This is a genomic window from Sphingomonas citri (assembly GCF_019429485.1).
Taxonomy (GTDB): Bacteria; Pseudomonadota; Alphaproteobacteria; order Sphingomonadales; family Sphingomonadaceae; genus Sphingomonas; species Sphingomonas citri.
In genome coordinates, this window is the sequence record NZ_JAHXZN010000001.1 from 365,133 (window position 1) to 386,053 (window position 20,921).

Annotated in this window: 23 protein-coding genes; 11 read left to right on the forward strand and 12 right to left on the reverse strand. The window is 71.0% G+C overall.

The window, feature by feature from the left end:
- Positions 1 to 106 precede the first annotated feature (106 nt).
- From yajC to KZ820_RS01890, 4 genes are all read left to right on the forward strand, one after another.
- On the forward strand, positions 107 to 445 hold the full coding sequence (gene yajC / locus KZ820_RS01875) for a preprotein translocase subunit YajC (protein WP_219747012.1): 339 nt from the start codon (positions 107 to 109) through the stop codon (positions 443 to 445).
- 1 nt (position 446) lies between these two features.
- Positions 447 to 2,048: a protein translocase subunit SecD gene (gene secD / locus KZ820_RS01880; RefSeq protein WP_219747013.1), complete on the forward strand. Its 1,602-nt coding sequence runs from the start codon at positions 447 to 449 to the stop codon at positions 2,046 to 2,048.
- A gap of 73 nt (positions 2,049 to 2,121) precedes the next feature.
- Entirely contained in the window at positions 2,122 to 3,093 is a 972-nt protein-coding gene (gene secF, locus KZ820_RS01885; RefSeq protein WP_219747014.1) for a protein translocase subunit SecF, read from the forward strand.
- Complete coding sequence (locus KZ820_RS01890; protein WP_219747015.1) at positions 3,093 to 3,479, forward strand: Mth938-like domain-containing protein; 387 nt, start codon at positions 3,093 to 3,095, stop codon at positions 3,477 to 3,479. The genes secF and KZ820_RS01890 overlap by 1 nt, the downstream gene beginning before the upstream one ends.
- A 12-nt stretch (positions 3,480 to 3,491) precedes the next feature.
- Here KZ820_RS01890 and KZ820_RS01895 read toward each other — a convergent pair whose 3' ends face one another.
- The 6 genes from KZ820_RS01895 to KZ820_RS01920 form a co-directional block, all read right to left on the reverse strand.
- Entirely contained in the window at positions 3,492 to 4,139 is a 648-nt protein-coding gene (locus KZ820_RS01895) for a trimeric intracellular cation channel family protein (RefSeq protein WP_219747016.1), read from the reverse strand.
- Between the two features lie 7 nt (positions 4,140 to 4,146).
- On the reverse strand, positions 4,147 to 4,530 hold the full coding sequence (locus tag KZ820_RS01900; protein WP_219747017.1) for a PaaI family thioesterase: 384 nt from the start codon (positions 4,528 to 4,530) through the stop codon (positions 4,147 to 4,149).
- Positions 4,527 to 4,976 (reverse strand): PaaI family thioesterase, encoded by a 450-nt coding sequence (locus KZ820_RS01905; protein WP_183920601.1) that lies wholly within the window; start codon positions 4,974 to 4,976, stop codon positions 4,527 to 4,529. The genes KZ820_RS01900 and KZ820_RS01905 overlap by 4 nt, the downstream gene beginning before the upstream one ends.
- 177 nt (positions 4,977 to 5,153) lie before the next feature.
- Positions 5,154 to 5,891, reverse strand: coding sequence for an SDR family NAD(P)-dependent oxidoreductase (locus KZ820_RS01910; RefSeq protein WP_219747018.1), 738 nt, complete (start codon positions 5,889 to 5,891; stop codon positions 5,154 to 5,156).
- Positions 5,892 to 5,896: 5 nt separating this feature from the next.
- Positions 5,897 to 7,354 carry an amidophosphoribosyltransferase gene (gene purF / locus KZ820_RS01915; protein WP_219747019.1) on the reverse strand — a complete coding sequence of 486 codons (1,458 nt, stop codon included), beginning with the start codon at positions 7,352 to 7,354 and terminating at the stop codon, positions 5,897 to 5,899.
- A 157-nt stretch (positions 7,355 to 7,511) separates the two neighbouring features.
- Positions 7,512 to 8,561: a histone deacetylase family protein gene (locus KZ820_RS01920; protein WP_219747020.1), complete on the reverse strand. Its 1,050-nt coding sequence runs from the start codon at positions 8,559 to 8,561 to the stop codon at positions 7,512 to 7,514.
- A 59-nt stretch (positions 8,562 to 8,620) separates the two neighbouring features.
- Here KZ820_RS01920 and KZ820_RS01925 point away from each other — a divergent pair, with 59 nt between their 5' ends.
- The 7 genes from KZ820_RS01925 (at position 8,621) to KZ820_RS01955 (ending at position 15,430) form a co-directional block, all read left to right on the forward strand.
- Positions 8,621 to 9,622 carry an alpha/beta hydrolase gene (locus tag KZ820_RS01925; protein WP_219747021.1) on the forward strand — a complete coding sequence of 334 codons (1,002 nt, stop codon included), beginning with the start codon at positions 8,621 to 8,623 and terminating at the stop codon, positions 9,620 to 9,622.
- 97 nt (positions 9,623 to 9,719) lie between these two features.
- On the forward strand, positions 9,720 to 10,520 hold the full coding sequence (cobA, locus tag KZ820_RS01930) for a uroporphyrinogen-III C-methyltransferase (RefSeq protein ID WP_219747022.1): 801 nt from the start codon (positions 9,720 to 9,722) through the stop codon (positions 10,518 to 10,520).
- The gene (locus KZ820_RS01935) at positions 10,517 to 10,813 is read left to right on the forward strand and encodes a DUF2849 domain-containing protein (protein WP_219747023.1); all 297 of its coding nucleotides are present in this window, start codon (positions 10,517 to 10,519) and stop codon (positions 10,811 to 10,813) included. Before cobA ends, KZ820_RS01935 begins: the two co-directional genes overlap by 4 nt.
- A 152-nt stretch (positions 10,814 to 10,965) precedes the next feature.
- Entirely contained in the window at positions 10,966 to 12,597 is a 1,632-nt protein-coding gene (locus KZ820_RS01940; RefSeq protein WP_219747024.1) for a nitrite/sulfite reductase, read from the forward strand.
- 24 nt (positions 12,598 to 12,621) lie between these two features.
- Positions 12,622 to 13,053, forward strand: coding sequence for a DUF934 domain-containing protein (locus KZ820_RS01945; protein ID WP_219747025.1), 432 nt, complete (start codon positions 12,622 to 12,624; stop codon positions 13,051 to 13,053).
- The gene (locus KZ820_RS01950) at positions 13,046 to 13,804 is read left to right on the forward strand and encodes a phosphoadenylyl-sulfate reductase (protein ID WP_219747026.1); all 759 of its coding nucleotides are present in this window, start codon (positions 13,046 to 13,048) and stop codon (positions 13,802 to 13,804) included. Before KZ820_RS01945 ends, KZ820_RS01950 begins: the two co-directional genes overlap by 8 nt.
- Positions 13,805 to 13,933: 129 nt before the next feature.
- The gene (locus KZ820_RS01955; RefSeq protein WP_308462095.1) at positions 13,934 to 15,430 is read left to right on the forward strand and encodes a DUF4403 family protein; all 1,497 of its coding nucleotides are present in this window, start codon (positions 13,934 to 13,936) and stop codon (positions 15,428 to 15,430) included.
- Between the two features lie 84 nt (positions 15,431 to 15,514).
- Here KZ820_RS01955 and KZ820_RS01960 read toward each other — a convergent pair whose 3' ends face one another.
- The 6 genes from KZ820_RS01960 to KZ820_RS01985 form a co-directional block, all read right to left on the reverse strand.
- Positions 15,515 to 15,880, reverse strand: coding sequence for a response regulator (locus KZ820_RS01960; RefSeq protein ID WP_219747027.1), 366 nt, complete (start codon positions 15,878 to 15,880; stop codon positions 15,515 to 15,517).
- A gap of 88 nt (positions 15,881 to 15,968) precedes the next feature.
- Complete coding sequence (locus KZ820_RS01965) at positions 15,969 to 16,445, reverse strand: GAF domain-containing protein (RefSeq protein ID WP_219747028.1); 477 nt, start codon at positions 16,443 to 16,445, stop codon at positions 15,969 to 15,971.
- A 112-nt stretch (positions 16,446 to 16,557) separates the two neighbouring features.
- The gene (locus KZ820_RS01970; protein ID WP_258047684.1) at positions 16,558 to 16,848 is read right to left on the reverse strand and encodes a hypothetical protein; all 291 of its coding nucleotides are present in this window, start codon (positions 16,846 to 16,848) and stop codon (positions 16,558 to 16,560) included.
- Between the two features lie 11 nt (positions 16,849 to 16,859).
- Complete coding sequence (locus KZ820_RS01975; protein ID WP_219747029.1) at positions 16,860 to 18,386, reverse strand: L,D-transpeptidase family protein; 1,527 nt, start codon at positions 18,384 to 18,386, stop codon at positions 16,860 to 16,862.
- A gap of 240 nt (positions 18,387 to 18,626) precedes the next feature.
- The gene (locus tag KZ820_RS01980) at positions 18,627 to 19,079 is read right to left on the reverse strand and encodes a MaoC family dehydratase (protein WP_219747030.1); all 453 of its coding nucleotides are present in this window, start codon (positions 19,077 to 19,079) and stop codon (positions 18,627 to 18,629) included.
- Entirely contained in the window at positions 19,079 to 20,920 is a 1,842-nt protein-coding gene (locus KZ820_RS01985; protein ID WP_219747031.1) for an acetyl/propionyl/methylcrotonyl-CoA carboxylase subunit alpha, read from the reverse strand. Before KZ820_RS01985 ends, KZ820_RS01980 begins: the two co-directional genes overlap by 1 nt.
- Position 20,921 lies beyond the last annotated feature (1 nt).

Below are 20,921 nucleotides of genomic sequence, written 5' to 3' on the forward strand. Positions count from 1 at the left end.
CGCCGCTGCGGGGCGAGCGTCTGTTGCGCCCGCGCGCCGGCGATGATAGCGGCAGCGGCTTCGTGCGGCCGGGCTTCGGCCGCCCCAATGTCATGCACGGAATCCGATGCTCATTCCTCCCGCTTACGCGCAGACGGCCGGTGGCGCCGCCCAGGGCGGCGGCCTCGCCGGCTTCATCAGCCTGGCGCCGCTCCTGCTGGTATTCGTCGTCTTCTATTTCCTCATGATCCGGCCGCAGCAGAGCCGCATGAAGTCGCTCCAGAGCGCGATCGCCGCGGTCAAGAAGGGCGATTCGGTGGTCACCGCGGGTGGCCTGGTCGGCCGCGTCACCAAGGTGGAGGAGGGCTTCGTCGAGGTCGAGATCGCGCCCAACACCCGCGTCCGCGTCGTCAAGGCGACGCTGGCTGAGGTGACGCCGCTCGGCGGCAAGCCGGCGAACGACTGAAATGCTGGACTTTCCCCGCTGGAAAGTGACCGCCATCTGGCTCGTGCTGGCGGTGCTGGCGTCGCTCTCGATCCCCAGCTTCCTGCCCGATCGGGTCACGCGGGGGCTCGGCTTCACACCGCCGCAGATCAACCTCGGGCTCGACCTCGCCGGCGGCAGCTACCTGCTGCTCGAGGCCGACACCAACGGGCTGGCTGCGGCGCGGGTCGAGGCGATGCGCGAGCAGGTGCAGACCGAGATGCGGCGCCAGACCCCGCGCATCGACATCGGCGAGATCTCGAGCCGCAACGGCCAGCTCTCCTTCCTGCTGCGCGATGCCAGCCAGGTGGATGCCGCGCGCGAGCGATTGCTCCAGATCACCGGCACCGGCGCGGGCATGACGGGCCAGCGCCAGTGGGACATCCAGGTCGTCGACACCAGCCGCTTCGTGCTGACGCCGACCAAGGCCGGGCTCGACCAGGCGATCAAGACCGCGATGAGCGACACGGTCGAGGTGGTCCGCAAGCGCATCGACGCGCTCGGCACGCGCGAGCCGACGATCATCGGCCAGGGCACCAACCGCATCGTCGTCCAGGTCCCCGGTTTGCAGGATCCGCAGCAGCTCAAGGCGCTGGTCGGCAAGACCGCCAAGCTCGAGTTCAAGCTCGTCGACATCAACGCCGACCCGCAGGCGCTCGCCAAGGGTGAGGCGCCCGCGGGCGACCAGATTCTGCCCTACCCCGGCAACCCGGGCGGTATCCCGCTGATCGCGGTCAAGCGTCAGGCGATCATCACCGGCGACATGCTGAGCGACGCGCGCCAGGAGTTCCAGCCGGAGACCAACGCGCCGCAGGTGGCGATCACCTTCGACAGCCAGGGCGGCCGTCGCTTCGCGCAGGCGACCAAGGAGAATGTTGGTCGGCCGTTCGCGATCGTGATCGACAATCAGGTGATCTCGGCGCCCAACATCAACGAACCGATCCTCGGTGGCCGCGCCTCGATCAGCGGCGGCTTCACCGTCGACAGCGCCAACCAACTGGCGATCGCGCTGCGCTCGGGCAAGCTCGCCGTCGACCTCAAGGTGGTGGAGGAATCGACCGTCGGCCCCGATCTCGGCATCGACTCGGTGCGCGCCGGCATCCTCGCCTCCGCGGTGGCGGTGGCGCTGGTGGTGGCGTTCATGTTCGTCACCTACGGTCGATTCGGTTTCTACGCGAACCTCGCCGTGGTCATCAACGTGTTCGTCATCCTCGGCGTGCTCGCGCTGATCAACGGCACGCTGACGCTGCCGGGAATCGCCGGCTTCGTGCTGACGATCGGTACCGCGGTGGACGCCAACGTGCTGATCAACGAGCGCATCCGCGAGGAGCGTCATCGCGGGCGCGGGGTCGTCCAGGCGGTCGAGCTGGGTTATAAGGAAGCCAGCCGCACGATCTTCGAGGCGAACGTGACCCACGCCATCTCCGGGATCATCATGTTCCTGCTGGGCTCGGGCCCCGTGAAAGGCTTCGCGGTGGTGCTGCTGATCGGCATCGCCACCAGCGTGTTCACCGCGGTGACCTTCACGCGCATGCTCGTCGCGGGCTGGCTGCGCCGCACCAAACCGAAGACGATCAACATATGACGGCGGCGACGCTCGCCCGCGGGCTCACCATGATCACTCGCACGGCGCCCGCTCTCCGCGGCGACGAGGTACTATGAAACTGCTCAAGCTCGTCCCCGACGACACCAACATCGACTTCGTCCGGCTACGCGGCATCGCCTTCGCGCTCACGCTGCTGCTCAGCGTGCTCGCGGTCGGCCTCACGGTCTACAAGGGCCTCAACTTCGGCGTCGACTTCGAGGGCGGCCTGATGATCGAGGAGAAGTTCGCGCAGCCGCCGGCGATCGAGGCGGTGCGCGCCACGGTCGATTCGCAGGGGCTGGGCGAGGCCAACATCCAGCCGATCGGCGACGGCAAGACGCTGACGATCCGTCTGCCCGTGCAGAAGGGCGGCGACGAGGGCGCCACCAACGCCGCCGTGCGCAAGGTGGAAAGCGCGCTCGCTGCCAAATTCCCGGGCAGCACCTTCCTCCGTTACTCTACCGTGTCGGGCAAGGTGTCCGACGAGCTGATCCGCAACGGCGTGCTCGCGGTGGTGCTGGCGATCCTGGGCATCGGCCTGTTCGCCATCTTCCGTTTCGAGTGGCAGTTCGGCGTCTCGACGATCGTCGCGATCGTCCACGACCTGCTGATGACGCTGGGCTTCTTCGCGATCACGCGGTTCGAGTTCGATCTCAACATCGTCGCCGCGGTGCTGACGATCATCGGTTACTCGATCAACGACAAGATCGTTATCGACGACCGTATCCGCGAGAACATGCGCCGCTATCGCAAGATGGACATGCGCGAGATCATCAATCTGTCGGTCAACGAGACTCTCCCGAGAACGGTGATGACCTCGGTGACGATCCTGCTGGCGCTGCTGGCGCTGCTGTTCCTCGGCGGCCACGTGCTGCGCGGCTTCACCGCGGCGATGATCCTGGGCATCGTGGTCGGCACCTATTCGTCGATCTACGTCTCGTCGTCGCTGCTGATCTCGCTCGGCCTGCGCGCCGAGCCCGAGCCCGGCGCCACGCCGAAGCGCGGCGGGATCGAGAACGCCGAGCGCGTCGGACCGCGCAGCTGATGCGGATAGACCGCGAGCGGCCGGCGCCGGGGCCGCTGGTCCGCGGCTTCGGCCCGGGCGGCTACCGCGTCGACGCGCCGGACGGGACGATGGGCGTCTATCCCGCGCTGCTGCTCACCGCGACCCGCGCCGATACCTGGTCGCCGCCGGCGCTGGAAGCGCTCGACGAGGCCGCGCTGGCGCCGCTGCTCGCCGGCCCGATCGAGTTCCTGCTGCTCGGCACCGGCGACACGCTCCGCCGCGCCCCCAAGGCGCTGGTGGCGGCGCTGGACGCCCGCGGGATGGGGATCGAGGCGATGGACAGCCGCGCCGCCGCGCGTGCCTGGGGTGTACTGCGCGCCGAGGAGCGCCAGATCGCCGCAGCCCTCTACCCGCTGGACTTCTGAGCGTCGCCGGCCTCAAGCCCGGTCAGCTTGCTCCCCATAGGCCGGCAGCGCCAGCTTCCACCGGATCGCGGCGGCGCGCAGCGCGAAGCCCGCGCTCGCCGACACGCTTGCGGCGACCACCGGCGGCACGCCGAGCTGGCGCAACGCGACGTGCAGCCCCGCCGCCAGCGCCGCGGCGGTGACGTAGAGCTCGGGGCGCATCAGGATCGACGGCTCGCCCGCGAGCACGTCGCGGATGATGCCGCCGACGCAGCCGGTCACCACCCCCATCAGCGCGGCGGGCACCGGCGGCACGCCGTAGCCCAGCGCCTTCGCCGCGCCGTACACCGCATAGGCGGCGAGGCCGACCGCGTCGAACCAGTCGAGCGCGGCGCCGCGCCACCAGCGCTCGGGCGTCGCCCAGATCACCGCCGCCATCACCAGGCACACCGCGGCCACCCGCGCGTCATGCACCCAGAACACCGGCGCGCCGATCAGCAGGTCGCGCACCGTGCCCCCGCCCACGCCAGTGACCAGCGCGAAGAAGGCGAGCGTCACCGGCGTCTGCGCGCGCCGCGCCGCCGCCAGCGCGCCCGAGGCGGCGAACACCGCGATCCCGGCGACGTCGAGATAGGGCGCGAAGGCCGGCAGCAGCACCGCGGGCTCGAGCGGCGGGGTCATCGCGGACCTAGTCGCGCTCGATGAGATAGTTCATTCGCGCCGCCGCGATCGAGCGGTCGCGATCGTCCTGCCACGCCACCGCCTCGACGTTGGCGACGCGCGTGCCCAGGCGCGTGATCGTACCCGCCGCGCGGGTGACGTGATCGCGCCCGCCGCGCATGAAGTCGACGGTGACGTTGATCGGCTTGACGCGCGCGCCGCCCTCCTCCGCCAGCGCGTGGCGCAGCGCGGCGATCGCGGCGACCTCGAGCAGCCCCGAGATCGCGCCGCCCTGGAGGAAGCCCGGTCGCCCGACGACGTCCTCGCCGAACGGCATGACGATCAGCGGCGCGCCGTCGGCGCCGAACTCGAGCGCGGCGCCGAGCAGCTCGGCATAAGGCGGGAGTTTCACGGCGCCACCTTGGGGTAGGTGCCGCTCGGCACCATGAAGGTGGCCGCGACATGCGCCACCGGGTCGGCGAGGTCGCCATCGTGCGCGATGCCGCGCGTGAAGGCGATCGAGCGTGCCACGCGCAGGCACTCGGCGCGGCCGATCACGGTCTGGCCGGGGCGCGCCGGCCGAAGATAGTCGATCCGCAGGTCGAGCGTCGCGTGCGGCGCGAAGGCGGCGATGCGCTGCCACACCGCGATGCTGGTCGCCACGTCCATCAGCGCGATGATCGGTCCCGAGGCGAGCACGCCGCTGTCCTCGTCGCCGATCAGGTCGGGCGAGAAGGGCAGCGCGAGCTCGACCCAGTCGGGCCCGCGATCGTGGTAGCGGATGCCCAGCCGCGCGCTGTGCCCGCCGAAGTTGCGGCTCTGGAGCGCCTTGAGCGCGGCGGCCGGGTCGAGGTCCATGCCCCCGCGTCTACACGCGCGGCGGCGCGGTGCAACCGCAGGCGTGCGCCTGGTCGGCCGATCCGTGCGGAGGCGAGCGCGACATCGAACGTCACCCTCTGCCCCGCGTCACTGCGGCGCCTGCGGCCGGTCAGTTCGAACGAGGAAGCCGAGCAGCGGTCGTGAGGCCGCTATGACTCATGCCGCTCCTTGAGGTAGGCGGTGAGTGGACAGGTTGCTGTCGCGGTGGTTCGGCTCGAACCCGTCGATCGCCAGCGCCGCGATCCGCGCCGCGACCGCCTCGGGCGGCTTGACTGACGCCGGGTCCTCGCCCGGGTACGCCCGCGCGCGCATCTTGGTCCGCGTCGCGCCCGGGTCGAGCACCGCGACTCGCACCTTGCTCACCTCGGCCATCTCGTCGCCATAAGCTTCGAGCAGCGTCTCGAACGCCGCCTTGGAGGCGCCGTATGCGCCCCAATAGGCCCGCGGCGTCCGGCCCACCGACGAGGTCACCCCGATGACCCGCGCGCCCGCCGAGCGTCGCAGCATCGGGTCGAACGCCTGGATCATCGCCACCTGCGCGGAGACGTTGAGCGTCAGCACCTGCGCCAGCTCCTTGGCATCGATCGCGGGCACCGCGGCGAGCGAGCCCAGCATCGCGGCGTTGAGCACCAGCACGTCGAGCGCCTCCCAGCGCTCGCCGATCGCGGTCGCGAGCCGCGCGATCGAGTCGCTCTGCGCGAGGTCGAGCGGCGCGATCGTCGCCGAGCCGCCGGCGTCGAAGATCGCCTGCTCGACCTCCTCCAACCCCGCGGCGGTGCGCGCGGTGAGCACGACGTGCGCCCCCTCGGCGGCGAGCGCGATCGCGGTGGCGGCGCCGATGCCGCGGCTCGCGCCGGTGACCAGCGCGAGCTTGTCCGTCAGTGGCTTGGTCACGACGCTCAGTTCACCCGCTCGGCCAGCATGGCGAACTGGTCGACCGCGCTGCTCTCGTCATGGTCGGTCAGCGTGGTGGGATAGTCGCCGGTGAAGCAGGCGTCGCAATATTTCGGGCGGATATCGGCGCGGTGGCTCTCGCCCAGCGCCTTGTAGAGCCCGTCGATCGAGACGAACGCCAGGCTGTCGGCGTGGATGAAGTCGGTCATACCGCCGAGGTCGTGCTTGGCCGCGAGCAATTTGGCGCGCTCGGGCGTGTCGACGCCGTAGAAGCAGCTGTGCCGCGTCGGCGGCGAGGCGATGCGCATATGCACCTCCGCCGCGCCGGCCTCGCGCATCATCTGCACGATCTTGAGGCTGGTGGTGCCGCGCACGATCGAATCGTCGATCAGCACCACCTTCTTGCCCTGGATCAGCGCACGATTGGCGTTGTGCTTCAGCTTCACGCCGAGGTGACGGACCTTGTCCCCCGGCTGGATGAAGGTGCGCCCGACATAGTGCGAGCGGATGATGCCGAGCTCGAACGGGATGCCCGACTGCTGCGCATAGCCGATCGCGGCGGGCACGCCCGAGTCGGGCACGGGGATGACGAGGTCCGCCTCCACCGGCGATTCGATCGCGAGCTGGGCGCCGATCTCCTTGCGCACCGAGTAGATCGAATGGTCGTCGACGATTGAATCGGGGCGCGAGAAATACACCCACTCGAAGATGCATGGTCGCGGCGCCAGCTTGGCGAAGGGGCGGATCGAGCGCACCTGGCCATTCTGCACGATCACCAGCTCGCCCGGCTCGACCGAGCGCTCGAACTCCGCGCCGACGACGTCGAGCGCGACCGTCTCCGAGGCGAAGATCACGGCGTCGCCGAGGCGCCCCATCACCAGCGGGCGGATGCCGAGCGGGTCGCGGCACGCGATCATGCCCTCGGGCGTCATCACGATGAGCGAATAGGCGCCCTCGATCTGCTTCAGCGCGTCGATGAACTTGTCGAGCAGCGTGCGATACTGGCTGGTCGCGACGAGGTGGATGATCGTCTCGGTGTCCGACGTCGACTGGAAGATCGAGCCGCGCCGCACCAGCTCGCGCCGCAGCCGCATCGCGTTGGAGATGTTCCCGTTGTGCGCGATCGCGAAGCCGCCCGACTGGAGCTCGGCGTAGAGCGGCTGGACGTTGCGCAGCGCGGTCTCGCCCGTGGTCGAGTAGCGCACGTGACCGCAGGCGACCTCGCCCGCGAGCGCGCGGATGATGTCGTCGCGGTCGAAATTGCCCGCGACGTGGCCCATCGCGCGGTGAGTGTGGAAGTCATGGCCGTCGAAGCTGGTGATGCCGGCGGCCTCCTGGCCGCGATGCTGCAGCGCGTGCAGCCCCAGCGCCACCAGCGCGGCGGCGCCCTCGGAGCCGGAGGCGCCGAAGATGCCGCACTCCTCGTGCAGATGGTCGTCGTCGAACGGGTTCGTGGTCAGCATGTGCGGAGGCTCGCCTGGTGCGCGGCCGCATATAGCGACTGTCGCGGGAATGTCATCCGGCTGCGGGCGCTTGCGGCGGAACCAGGCGGCATTTCGCGCGTGCAGGCGCGCCGATCGATCCTCGCTCGCGTCAGGATCCCTGCCTTCCACCTCTCCGTCATCCCGGACGTGATCTGGGATCCAGGGTGCCGCGTACATCGAAGCCGCCGCTCTCGCGGGAGGGAGTATCCCGGGCTGGGTCCGGGATGACGGAGGATAGTGAGGCGTCTAGATCATCCGTGCCCGCCCCCGCGGAGGCAAGTGACTCGGCTCCCCCATAGACCGCCGCCAACCGCTCGATCACGGCGACGTGGCGCGCCGCGATCGCCATCACGTCGTCGCCGTAGCCGCCGCCCACCGTGCTCGCCAGCGGCACGCCGCGCGCGAGCGCCAGACCCGCCACCAGCCGGTCGCGCCGCGCTAGCCCCGCGTCGCTGAGCGCGAGTCGCCCCAGCCGGTCGCCGGCATAAGGATCCACCCCGCCCTGGTAGAGGATCAGGTCGGGCCGTGCCTCGTCGAGCAGCGGCACCAGCGTCTCCTCCAGCCGCGCCAGATACTCGTCGTCGCCGACCGCGTCCGGCAGCGCGACGTCCAGCGTCGAGCACGCCTTGCGCACCGGAAAGTTCTTCTCGGCGTGGATCGAATAGGTCGCGATCCCGGCGTGACCGGCGGTCAGTGCCGCGGTGCCGTCGCCCTGGTGGACGTCGACGTCGACGATCAGGATCCGCTCGGCCGCGCGCTCGGCGGCGAGCCGTATCGCCGCCACCGCGAGGTCGTTGAACACGCAATAGCCCGCGCCCGTGGTCGCCAGCGCGTGATGGCTGCCGCCCGCGGTGTTGGCGGCGAAGCCGTGCGCCAGCGCCAGCCGCGCCGCCAGGTAGGTCCCGCCCGGCACCAGCGCGGCGCGGCGCGCGACCACCTCCGTCACCGGGAAACCGATGCGGCGCTCCTTCTCGCGCGGCACCGCGGCGGCGAGCACCTCCGCGACATAGTCGGGATCGTGCGTCGCCTCCAGCCAGTCGCGCGGCATCGCCGCGGGCTCGTGCCACGCCACCGCGGCGCCGCGCTCCAGCAGCAGGTCGCGGATCGCGCCGTTCTTGCCCCAGCGATACGTGCTGCGCGCGGGCGCCTCGGTGACATAGGCGGGATGGTGGACGACCCGGATCATCCGCCTAAGATAAGGAGAGGATCGCGGCGCGCCATCGCGCCGCCCGCACAGGAGCGCGCATGACCGACCGAACCGTCCCCGAGATCGAGCGGACACCGTTCGTCCGCCCCGACGTCGCGGCGTTCCTGACCTATCTCAACAGCGTGCCGGGGCCGAAGATGCACGAGCTGCCGCCGGCCGAGGCACGCGCGGTGATGGTCGCGATGAAAGACGTCGCCGACCTGCCGCGCGGCGAGCTGGCGGTGGTGCGCGACCTGACCCTGCCCGGCCCCGGCGGCGCGCTGCGCGTCCGCCTGTTCGACGCGCGTGAGACGCGTGCGCCGGGGCCGGCGGTGGTGTTCTTCCACGGCGGCGGCTGGGTGATCGGCGACCTCGACACGCACGCCAGCTTCGCGGCCGAGATGGCGCGCCAGCTCGATCTGCCGGTGGTCTCGGTCGACTATCGCCTCGCCCCCGAGGCGCGCTGGCCCGCCGCGCCCGACGATGCCGAGGCGGCGGCTCGCTGGGTCGCTTCGGCGCCCGAGGCGCTCGGCCGCGGCGTCACCTCGCTGGTGCTCTCGGGCGACAGCGCGGGAGGCAACCTCACGATCATCGTCGCCGCGGCGCTGCGCGACCGGCCCGCGGCGGTGCCGGTGATCGTGCAGGCGCCGATCTATCCCGCTACCGACGCCAGCCGGCCCTATGCCTCGTTCGACGCCTTCGCCGACGGTTATCTTCTCACGCGCGAGGGGATGATCTGGTTCAACGACCATTACGCTGGCGACCCGCGCCACCCGCGCTTCTCGCCCTTACTCGGGGACGTCGCGGGGCTGCCGCGCGCGGTGATCGTCACCGCGGGTCTCGACCCGATCCGCGACCAGGGGCGCGCCTATGCCGCCGCGCTGGCACAGGCGGGCGTCCCGGTGAGCTTCCGCGAGGCACAGGGCAACATCCACGGCTTCATCACGCTGCGTCGCGCCATTCCCTCGTCGCAGGGCGACGTCGCCGGCTTCCTCACCGCGGTCCGCGCGGCGGTCAGCGAGGCCGAGGGTGAGCGCGTGCTGCGCCAGGCGGCGGGGTGAGGTCGATCAGGTCGCCGCACGCGGAAAAAGCCAGGCTAAGCACAGGACAAGCGAACAACGGTTGCGCGCCCCCCTGCCCGCCGCCCATGTAGCGGGCATGGCAAGCCTCCTCGATCCCGACGCGCGCGGCCGCGTCATTCTCGTCGGCGCGGGACCGGGCGATCCCGGCCTGCTCACCGTGCGCGCGGTGGAAGCGCTGCGCCAGGCCGATGTCGTGGTTCACGACGGGCTGATCGACGACCGCGTGCTCGCGCTGGCACCCGCCACCGCGCAGCGCATCTCGGTGGCGAAGCGCCGCGCGCGGCACACGCTGCCGCAGGAAGCGATCAACGCGCTGATCGTCGCGCACGTCCGCGCCGGCAGCGTGGTGGTGCGGCTCAAGGGCGGCGATCCCTTCATCTTCGGACGCGGCGGCGAGGAGGTCGAGGCGGTGCGCGCCGCCGGCCTGGCGGTGGAGGTGATCCCCGGTGTGTCTGCCGCGCTCGGCTGTGCCGCCGAGGCGATGCTGCCGCTCACGCACCGCGATCACAGCTCGGCGGTCACCTTCGTCGCCGGCCAGTGCAAGGGGCTGACCGATCAGGACTGGTCGGGTCTTGCCGGCCAGGGCCGCACGCTGGTGATCTACATGGGCGTCGCCACCGCCGAGGCGATCGCGGACAAATTGATGGCCGATGGCGTCGCGCCCGACATGCCGGTCGCGGTGCTCGAGAAGGGCACGCTGCCGGGCCGCCGCGCGCTGCGCACGCTGCTCGCCGATCTCGGCGCGATGGTGGCGCGCGAGGGCGTGGCGAGCCCGGCCATCATTGTCGTCGGCGAGGTGGTCGAGCTATCCGACGCCGAGGACCGGCTCGCCGGCTACGCGCGCGTCGCCGAGAGCGTCGGGAGTCTCTCGGCATGAGGCTGGTGACCGGCAACGACCTGCCGACGGGTGACGTGGTCTGGTGGGCGGGCGGCGGCTGGTCGCGGCACATCGAGGAGGCGGTCGACGCCGGCGATCGCGCCGAGGCGATCGCCCGCGAGGAAGAGGCGGCCCGGCGCGTCAACGTGCCCTATGTGATCGAGGCGACCGCGACGCCCGACGGCCCCCGCCCCGCGCACATCAAGGACCGTATCCGCGCGCTCGGCCCGACCGTGCGCACCGACCTGACGCTCAAGCCGGCCGACCCGAACGCGGGCAGCTGGGTGATATGATCTCCTCCCCGGCACGGGGAGGGCGACCGCCGCGTGCAGCGCGGTGGTGGAGGGGGGCTTCCGCGAGCGCAATGTGCGCGGCGAGCCTCCTCCACCACTCGCCTGCGGCGAGCGGTTGCCCTCCCTGTGCCGGGGAGGATTAAGGACGTACTATGTACCGCTACGACGAATATGATCAGGCGATCGTGGACGCACGGGTCGACGAGTTCCGCGACCAGTGCCGGCGCCGGCTCGCGGGCGAGTTGAGCGAGGACCAGTTCAAGCCGCTGCGGCTGATGAACGGCCTCTATCTCCAGCTCCACGCCTATATGCTGCGCGTCGCCGTGCCCTATGGCACGCTCAACGCGCGGCAGATGCGCATGCTCGCCCATGTCGCGCGCACATACGACCGCGGCTACGGCCATTTCACCACGCGCCAGAACATCCAGTACAATTGGATCAAACTGGAAGACGCCGCCGACATCCTCGCCGAGCTGGCGACGGTGGAGATGCACGCGATCCAGACCAGCGGCAATTGCATCCGCAACATCAGCTCGGACCAGTTCGCCGGCGCCGCCGCGGACGAGGTCACCGACCCGCGCCCCTGGGCCGAGCTGCTGCGCCAGTGGAGCACCTTCCACCCCGAGTTCACCTACCTGCCGCGCAAGTTCAAGATCGCGGTGATCGCCGCCGACGAGGATCGCGCGGCGATGCGGCTCCACGATATCGGGCTCCAGCTGGTCGAGCGGGACGGCGCGCTCGGCGCGCGCGTCTATGTCGGCGGCGGCATGGGGCGCACGCCGATGATCGCGCCGCTGATCCGCGACTTCGTCGGCGCGGACGAGCTGATGAGCTATCTCGAGGCGTGTCTGCGCGTCTACAATCGCTACGGCCGCCGCGACAATATCTACAAGGCGCGGATCAAGATCCTGCTCCACGAGATCGGCGCGGACGAGTATCGCCGCCAGGTCGAGGAGGAGTTCCTCGCCGTCAAGCAGCTCGGCATCGACCCGCCCGCGGCCGAGCTGGCGCGGATCAGCGAAATGTTCGCCTCCCCGCCCTTCGACCCCGCCGCGCCCGACAGCGTCGACCGCACCGATCCCGACTTCGCTTTGTGGCTCGACCAGAACGTCAAGCCGCACAAGCAATCGGGCTACGCGATCGTCAACATTTCGCTCAAGCCGATCGGCGGCATCCCCGGCGACGCCTCGGCCGAGCAGATCGACGTGATGGCCGATCTCGCCGAGCGCTACAGCGCCGACGAGCTGCGCGTCACCCACGCGCAGAACATCGTTCTGCCGCACGTGCGCAAGGCCGACCTGTACCCGGTGTGGCAGCAGCTCGGCGAGGCGGGGCTGGCCGAGGCCAATCTCGACCTGATCAGCGACATCATCGCCTGCCCGGGCCTCGATTATTGTGCGCTCGCCAACGCGCGCTCGATCCCGCTGGCACAGAAGATCGGGCAGCGCTTCGCCGGCGCCGGGCGGCAGCGCGACCTGGGCGAGCTCAAGCTCAAGATCTCGGGCTGCATCAACGCCTGCGGCCACCATCACGCCGGGCATATCGGCATCCTCGGCGTCGACAAGAAGGGCACCGAGAATTACCAGTTGCTGCTCGGCGGCTCGGGCGCGGAGGACGTCAGCCTCGGGCGCATCACCGGCCCCGGCTTCGACGAGGACGGCGTCGTCGACGCGATCGAGCGCGTCACCGACACCTACCTTCAGGTGCGCGAGCAGGGCGAGCGCTTCGTCGACACCTATCGCCGCGTCGGCATGCAACCCTTCAAGGAGGCGATCTATGGTTGAGCCGCGCGCCCGGGGGATCACCGCATGAGCGACAACGTGCTACGCTACCGCGACGACGAGGCGCACGACGAGCCCGCGGTGACGTTGGACGCCTTCGTCGCCGGGCAGACCAACGCCGGCGCGGTGCGGCTCGAGGCGGGCGATGACGCGCGCGCGCTGCTGCCGCATATCGACCGGCTCGCGCTGGTCGAGGTGTCGTTTCCCAGCTTCCGCGACGGGCGCGGCTATTCGAGCGCGCGGATCCTGCGCGAGGCGGGCTATGCCGGCGAGCTGCGCGCCGCGGGCGACGTGCTGGTCGACCAGATCCCGCACATGCGTCGCTGCGGCTTCGACAGTTTCGCGCCCGAGTCCGCGATCGACGGGGCGATGCTGGAGCGCTCGCTGGCGCGCTATCCGACACCGTATCAGCGCGCCGCCGACGCCAAGGTGCCGGTGTGGAAGCTGCGGCATGGCTGAGCCCGCGCGCCAGCTCGACACGATCGACGTGGCGCCGTCCTTCACCGCGGAGGAGGCGGCGGCGCTCGACGCGCGCTACGCCGACGCCACCGCGCCCGAACTGCTCGCCGAGATGATCGGCGGACCGCTCAAGGGACGGATCGCGGCGGTCTCGTCGTTCGGCGCGGAGTCCGCCGTGCTGCTCCACATGGTCGCCGCGGTGGACCGCGACGTGCCGGTCATCTTCACCAATACGCAGAAGATGTTCGGCGAGACGCTGGCCTATCGCGACGAGCTCGCCGAGCGGCTCGGCTTCACCGACCTGCGCGTGTTCCGCCCCGACCCGCGGCTGCTGCGGCTCAAGGACGAGAAAGGTCTGCGCTGGTCGTACGACCCGGACGGCTGCTGCGAGCTGCGCAAGGTCGAGCCGCTGCGGCGGGCGCTCCAGCCGTTCGCGGGGTGGATCTCGGGGCGCAAGGGCTTCCAGGCGTCGACCCGGCGCGCGATCCCGCGCGTGGAGGTCGATGACGGCCGGCTCAAGATCAACCCGCTCGCCGACTGGTCGAAGGAGCGGCTCGACGCCTATTTCATCGAGCACGACCTGCCGCACCACCCGCTCGAGGCGCAGGGTTATCTATCGATCGGCTGCGCGCCCTGCACCTCCAAGGTCCGCCCCGGCGAGGATCCGCGCGCGGGCCGTTGGCGCGGCTGGGACAAGGTGGAGTGCGGCATCCATGTCGCGGGCAAGCCGGGCGAGGAGCCGGCGTTCTAGGCGGCGGATCATCCCGGAGGTGACGTCCCCCGCCTGCCGCCCTCCCCTGCTATTGACACCTGGGTCAACGCCACGGATCAATCGACCTGCCGACGGCGCGGTGCCCGGCCGCCCCTCGCGGAGTCGATCGTGCCTCGTACCGCCTTCTCCGCCAGTCCCGGCCTCGCCATCCTCACGCTCCTCGCTGCAGCGGCGCTGCTGAGCGGCTGCGGCAAACAGCGCGACGACCCGGCACCGCCGCGCGTCGAGGCACAGGCCGGGCAGCTGCCGGCGGAGAGCTCGACCATCGTCGTCCCCGTCAGCGCCGATCTCGCCGCGCTCGAGCGCGGGCTCAACCAGGAGACGCCGCGGGTGCTGTGGACGATTGACCAGCATCGCGACCGTTGCGTCGCCGCCAAGAAGATCGATCTCGGCATCGGCAAGGTGAAGGTGCTGCCCGATCTCGGCTGCCGCCTCGTCGGCCAGGTCACCCGCGGCGCGATCCGGCTGTCTGGCAAGGGCGAGCGGCTCGATCTCGTCATGCCGGTGAGCGCGGCGATCACGGCGCAGAACGTCGGCGGCGTGCTGAGCAAGACCGCCACGGGGAGTGCCGTGGTGCGCGCCACCGGGCGGCTCGGCATCGTCGGCGACTGGCAGCCCACCGCCAAGCTCGACATCGCCTATGACTGGCGCGAGGAACCCGGCGTCGACGTCGCGGGCCAGCGCGTCACCTTCACCTCGCGCGCGGACGCCAAACTGAAGGGCATCGTCCGCAAGCTGGAGCGCGACCTGCCGCGCCAGTTGGCCAAGCTGCACCTGCGCGACCAGATCGCGCAGCTCTGGCCGCAGGGGTTCACCTCGATCGAGCTGAGCAAGCGCAACCCGCCCGCCTGGCTGCGCGTGACCCCGCGTGCGCTCGGCTTCGGCGGTTATCGCGTCGAGGGCCGCACGCTGCGGCTGACGCTCGCCGCCGAGGCGCTGACCGAGACCTTCGTCGGCCAGCGCCCGCCCGATCCGCCGGTGACGCCGCTGCCCGCCCCGACGCGGGTCGGCGATCGTGCTGGGCTGCGCTTCTCGGTGCCGGTGCTGGCGAACTACGCCACGCTCGAGCCGGTGGTGGAGCGCACACTGCGCAAGCTCGCCGCGCGCAGGATCAGCGTCACGGGGGTCGGGCCGGTCGACGTCGCCTTCGGCAAGGTCACCGTTTACGCCACCCAAGGCGGCCGTCTGGCCGTGGGGGTGCGAGCCAAGGTGACGCCGCGTGCGGTCGGCAGCGCCTCGACCAGCGGCGAGGCCTGGCTCACGGCCGTGCCGTACAACGATCCCGGCTCGCAGCTGGTGCGCGCGCGCGACGTCCAGCTCGTCGCGCACACGGACTCGGCCGCGCTCGACCTGCTCATCCGGCTGCTCGGCGAGGCTCAGGTGCAGCGCGCGGTCGCACTCGCGCTCCAGCACGATTTCCGCGGCGACTATGCCGAGGTGCTCGGCAAGGCGCAGCGGGCGATCGGGGCCCGGCAACAGGGCGACTTCTTCCTCTCGACCGACGTCACCTCGGTGGAGAACGGTCGACTGCAAGTGACCGGCGCGGGGCTGTTCCTGCCAGTACGCGCGCAGGGCACCGCGGAGATCGCCTACCGGCCACGGTGAGACTGCGCCGCCACGGCGGGTAAGGCGGATGCTCGACACGCATCGGCTCGACGCTGTCCGCCACCCACCTCATGTGCTCCCACGTCACCGCAGCAGGTCGGAGACCTTGTCGAGGAAGCTGGCGATATGGTCGGGCTTGGACACGAAGGCGTCGGCGCCGGCGGCATAGCAGGCGTCCATGTCATGCTGGCTCTGGAGCACCGTGAGCGCCATCACCGGGATCGCGCGCGTCGCGGGCGCGCCCTTGAGCGTCTCGATGACGTCGAGGCCGCTGACATTGGGCAGGCGGATGTCGACGATGATCGCGTCGGGCGCGATCGTGGCGGCGGCGTCCAGCGCGCCGCGCTCGTCGTCGATCACGCGCGGATCGTAACCCCCGATCTTCAGCCAGGAGGAGTAGAGTTTACGGTGGCTCGGATCGTCCTCGACCAGCATGATGCGCTTCTTCATCCGTCTCCCTCGCTGGGCTGCGCTCCGGGGCAGCCGACGGCTTCGTCGTTGGTATCGCTGGTTCTCGTCGGCGATGCGGGGTCGCGCGTCAATGCGCGATCAATCGCTCCGCCCCGCGCGCGAGCTCGCCGAGCCGGTACAGGTCGGGCATCTCATCATGCAGCTTGTCGTCGATCACGCACAGAGCGCCGAGCGGATAGCCGGCGCGATCGACCAACGGCAGGCCGGCGTAGAAGCGGATGAAGGGCGCCGCGGTGACGAGCGGGTTGTCGAAGAAGCGCTTGTCGTGACGCGCGTCGGGAACGATCATCGGCTCGCCCGGGCGATGGATCGCGTGCGCGCAGAAGGAGATGGCACGCGGCATCTCGTCGTCGACGTCGCCGGTCTTGGAGACGAAGCATTGGCGGCGGCGGTCGATGATCGAGACCGCCGCGATGGGCGTGTGCGCGACGCGCGCCGCCTCCTCCACCACATCCCGCAGCGCAGCCTGCTGATCACGTGCCGGCTGCCACACGCGCTCGACCGCCTCGAGCCGGCGCTCCTCGTCGAAGGGCACGAAGGCCACCTTCCTATCCCCTATAACTACTACTCACGTAGTAGATCGGATAGTTCTGCGCGCGTTAACTTTGGTCAAGCCCGAACCGATCCGTTCCGACATCGACCTCGTCATCGCGCGATCACTCGTGCTCTGCGTCGCGGCTGGCGCGGGCGGTCATCCCGGTCGCCGACGCGTCGTCGAGCATCTGCTCGTCGGGCGCTGGTTTGTCCTCGGGGGGCAGCGCGGCGGTGGCGTTGGTGAGCTCGCTCGGTGACGCCACCGGCGAGGGCTCGGGCGTCGGGGTCGGCTCGGGCGTCGGCGTCGCCTCCTCGCTGGGCGTCGGCTCGGGCGCCGGGGCGGGCTCGCGCGAGCAGCCGGCGATCGCCAGCGCCGCGGTCGCGAGCAGCGGGAGCATCAGTCGCTTCGTCATCGTCATCGTCCTCATCGCGCCGCCACCTGCACCTGCACCGCCGAGCGCCGCTCGACGCTAACGGCGAGCCGCGCGTCCCAGCTGTACGGATCCTCGCGGAAGCCTACCTGCCCGCTCGGGCTGGCGAAAGCCGTCCAATAAAGCAGGTAGACGCTGACCGGTGTCGCCATCGCCGCGCGCACCGTCTTGCCGGCCGCCACGGTCGAGTCGATCGTCTCCGGCGGCCACTCGGGCGTGTCGCGCAGCATCAGCCGCGCCAGATCGGCGGGCTTCTCCAGTCGCACGCAGCCATGGCTCGACAGCCGGTCGAAGCGGGAGAAGCCCGACCGCGCCGGCGTGTCGTGCAGATAGACCGCGAAGTCGTTGGGGAAATCGAACTTGTAGCGGCCGAGCGCGCTTTTCTCGGACGATTGTTGCAGGCGCTTGCCGCCGTTCCCGGTGTCGATCACGCGGAAGCCGTTGCGCTTCAGATAACCCGGGCTCGCCTTCTCCTTGGGCCACAGCTCCTTGGTGGCGATCGAGGTCGGCACGTTCCACGGCGGATTGAGGACGATGCTGTTGATCTTGGAGATCAGCATCGGCGTCTCGTTGCCCGGCCGGCCGGTCACCGCACGCATCGACATCACCGGCTCGTCGCCGTCGAACACGGTGAGCACCGCCGCGGCGATGTTGACCTGAACCCGCTTCTTGTCGAGCTCGGGCGGCAGCCAGCGCCACCGCTCGAGATTGGCCATGATCTGGCGCATCCGCCGCTCGACCGGCACGTTGAGCGCGGCGAGCGTCTGTGCGCCGACCTGCCCGGCCGGGTTGAGCCCGTAGCGCCGCTGCGCGCGCCGCACCGCCTCCAACAGCGCGGCGTCGAACGTGTCGCCCGATGACGGTGCCTGCGGATCCTCCAGCGCGAGCCGCTCGCGCAGTCTGGCTACATCGGCGCCGCGGCTGCCGAACGCGGGCGTGGCGGTCAGCGTGCCCCAGCCGCCCTTGTCGGCGATGGCGCGATAGCGCGCGAGCCCGGCGACGAGCGTATCATAGCCCTGGTAGGGCGGCGGCAGCGAGCGAAGCCAGCTCGACAGCCGATCGCGCGACACCGCCTCGGCGAAGGCGGGCAGCGGATCATAGGTGGTCGGGCGGACGCCCCAGTCCTTCTGGAAGTCCTCGGGCATCAACCGCCCGGCATGGACCGCGCGCGCATGGTCGAGCGCCGCGCGCACCATCGCGGCGGAGTCGAGCGTGTCGAGGTCGGTACGCCGCGTCAGCCGCAGCCCCTGCGCCAGCTCGTCGTCGGCGATCAGCGTGGCGAGCTGTTGGCGCTGCACCGCGCTGAGCGTCGGCAGCGGGACGCTCGGCGCCACCGGCGGGACGGGGATGACCGGCACCGGCGCTGGCGGCACCGGCGAGGCCGGTACCTGGGTCGACGCGGGCGGGACAGCGGGCGCGGCGACCTGCGCCGCCGCGGGCGCGACCAGCGCGGCGATGGCGGCGAACGTACCGGTGCACCAGGGCAGGCGGCGGCGCGAGAGAGCGGGACGCTGGTTCATCGCGCTTCCTCTAGTGCGCCGCGCGGTCGGTGGGAACACCTCCTCGCGGGGTGATGGTGCACGAGGCGCCGCCGCGGTGCTTCGGCGTCAGAGCCTTTCTCCTCCTGCTCCCCGGGGAACGCCGGGGTTCAGGTGCGGGACGTCGGCAAGACTCACGATAGCCTTTTCACCTGGCTCCCGCCATCGCCGGGGAACGGTGGTCGCGGCGCCCTCGCGCTACCCCTCGACCGAAGAAGCCGCTCACTCGCCCCTTCGCGTCAGCAGCGCGGTGCGCAGGCACTGGCACACCAGCTCGTCGCGCTGGTTGTGCAGCCGGTGCTCGAAAGTCACGAGCCCGGCTTCCGGCCGCGAGCGGCTGTCACGCAGCGCGAACACCTCGGTCGACGCGCGCAGCGTGTCGCCGATGAACACGGGCGCGGGCATGACGAGCTTGTCATAGCCCAGATTGGCGACCAGCGTTCCCAGCGTCGTCTCCGCCACCGACAGCCCCACCATCAGCGCGAAGGTGAAGGTGCCGTTGACCAGGATCTGCCCGAACTCGGACGCGCGCGCCGCCTCGGCGTCGAGGTGAAGCGGCTGCGGGTTGTGCGTCATCGTCGAGAACAGCAGGTTGTCGGTCTCGGTGACGGTACGGCGGATCGGGTGCTCCACCCGGTCGCCCACCGCCCATTCGTCATAGTGACGTCCTGCCATCACGAATCCTCCCGCTCGACCCGCACCAGCGCGGCCCCGTCGGCCACCTGTGCCCCGACGGCGACGTCGAGCGCGGCGATGACACCATCGAACGGTGCGGACAGGCTGTGCTCCATCTTCATCGCCTCCAGCGTGACGAGACGCTGCCCCGCGCGGACGCGCTCGCCCGCGCTGACCTCGACCGCGATGACGCGCCCGGGCATCGGTGCGAGGATTGCGCCGTCACCCGCCGCGCCGCCACCCGCCGCCGCGGCGCGGAACGGCGTCAGCGCGTAGGTCTGGCCAGCCTCGGTGATCAGCGCGCGCTCGCGGCGATCGCTCGGCACGGCGGTCGAGGCGAGCGCCACCTCAATCGGCTGGCCGTCGAGCAGGAACGCCGCCTCGCGTCGCGGCGACGCGTTGAGCCTGAACCCGGGCACGAGCGCAGCGCTCGCCAGCTCGCCCGCGGCGGCGGTCAGCGCGGCCTCGCTCGGTCGCTCGCGCGGCATCAGCGCCTCGCCGGCGCGCTCGATCAGTCCGGTGTCGACCGCACCCGCCGCGAAGTCGGGATGATCGAGCGCGCGCACCAGGAAGCCGGCGTTGGTTCGCACCGGCCACACCTGCGTGCCGGCGAGCGCCGCGCCGAGCCGCGCGCGCGCCGCGTCGCGCGTGTCGGCGTGCGCGATCAGCTTGGCGATCATCGGGTCGTAATGCGGCGAGATCGTCGCGCCCTGCTCCACCCCTGTATCGACGCGCACGCCCGCTCCCGGGCCGAAGGCGATCAGCGTGCCGGTCGAGGGCAGGAAGCCGCGCGCGGGATCCTCGGCGTAGAGCCGTGCCTCGATCGCGTGGCCGCTTATGGCGAGCTGGTCCTGGCGCAGCGGCAGCGGTTCGCCGCTGGCGACGCGGAGCTGCCACTCGACCAGATCGACGCCGGTGATCGCCTCGGTGACCGGATGCTCGACCTGAAGCCGCGTGTTCATCTCCATGAACCACACGCGGTCGGCGCGCAGGCCCTCGCTCGCGTCGGCGATGAACTCGATCGTGCCCGCTCCAACATAGTCGACCGCGCGTGCGGCGCGCACCGCGGCGTCGCACACCGCGGCGCGGGTGACAGCGTCCATGCCGGGCGCGGGCGCCTCCTCGATCACCTTCTGGTGGCGGCGCTGAAGCGAGCAGTCGCGCTCGAACAGATGGACGACGTTGCCGTGGCGGTCGCCGAACACCTGCACCTCGACGTGGCGCGGCGCGAGGATGTAGCGCTCGATCAGCACGCGCTCGTCGCCGAACGCCGCCGCCGCCTCGCGCCGGCACGCGACGAGCGCGGCGGCGAAGTCGGCGGGATCGTCGACGCGGCGCATGCCCTTGCCGCCACCGCCCGCGACCGCCTTGATGAGAACGGGGTAGCCGACGCGCTCGGCCTCGGCGGCGAGCCGCTCTGGCGACTGGTCTTCGCCGAGATAGCCCGGGGTGACGGGCACGCCCGCGGCGATCATGCGCTGCTTGGCGGCGTCCTTGAGGCCCATCGCGCGGATGCTGGCGGGATCGGGACCGACCCAGATGAGCCCGGCCTCGATCACGGCTTCGGCGAAGTCGGCGTTCTCGGAGAGGAAGCCATAGCCCGGGTGGATCGCGACGGCGCCGGTCTCGCGCGCGGCGGCGAGGATCAGGTCCCCGCGCAGGTAGCTGTCGCGCGCGGGCGGCGGGCCGAGCCGCACTGCGGTGTCGGCGAGGCGGACGTGGAGCGCGTCCGCGTCCGCGTCGGAATAGACGGCGACGGTGCGGACATCGAGCGCGCGCGCGGTGCGAATGACGCGGCAGGCGATCTCGCCGCGATTGGCGATGAGGAGCGAGGGCAGCATG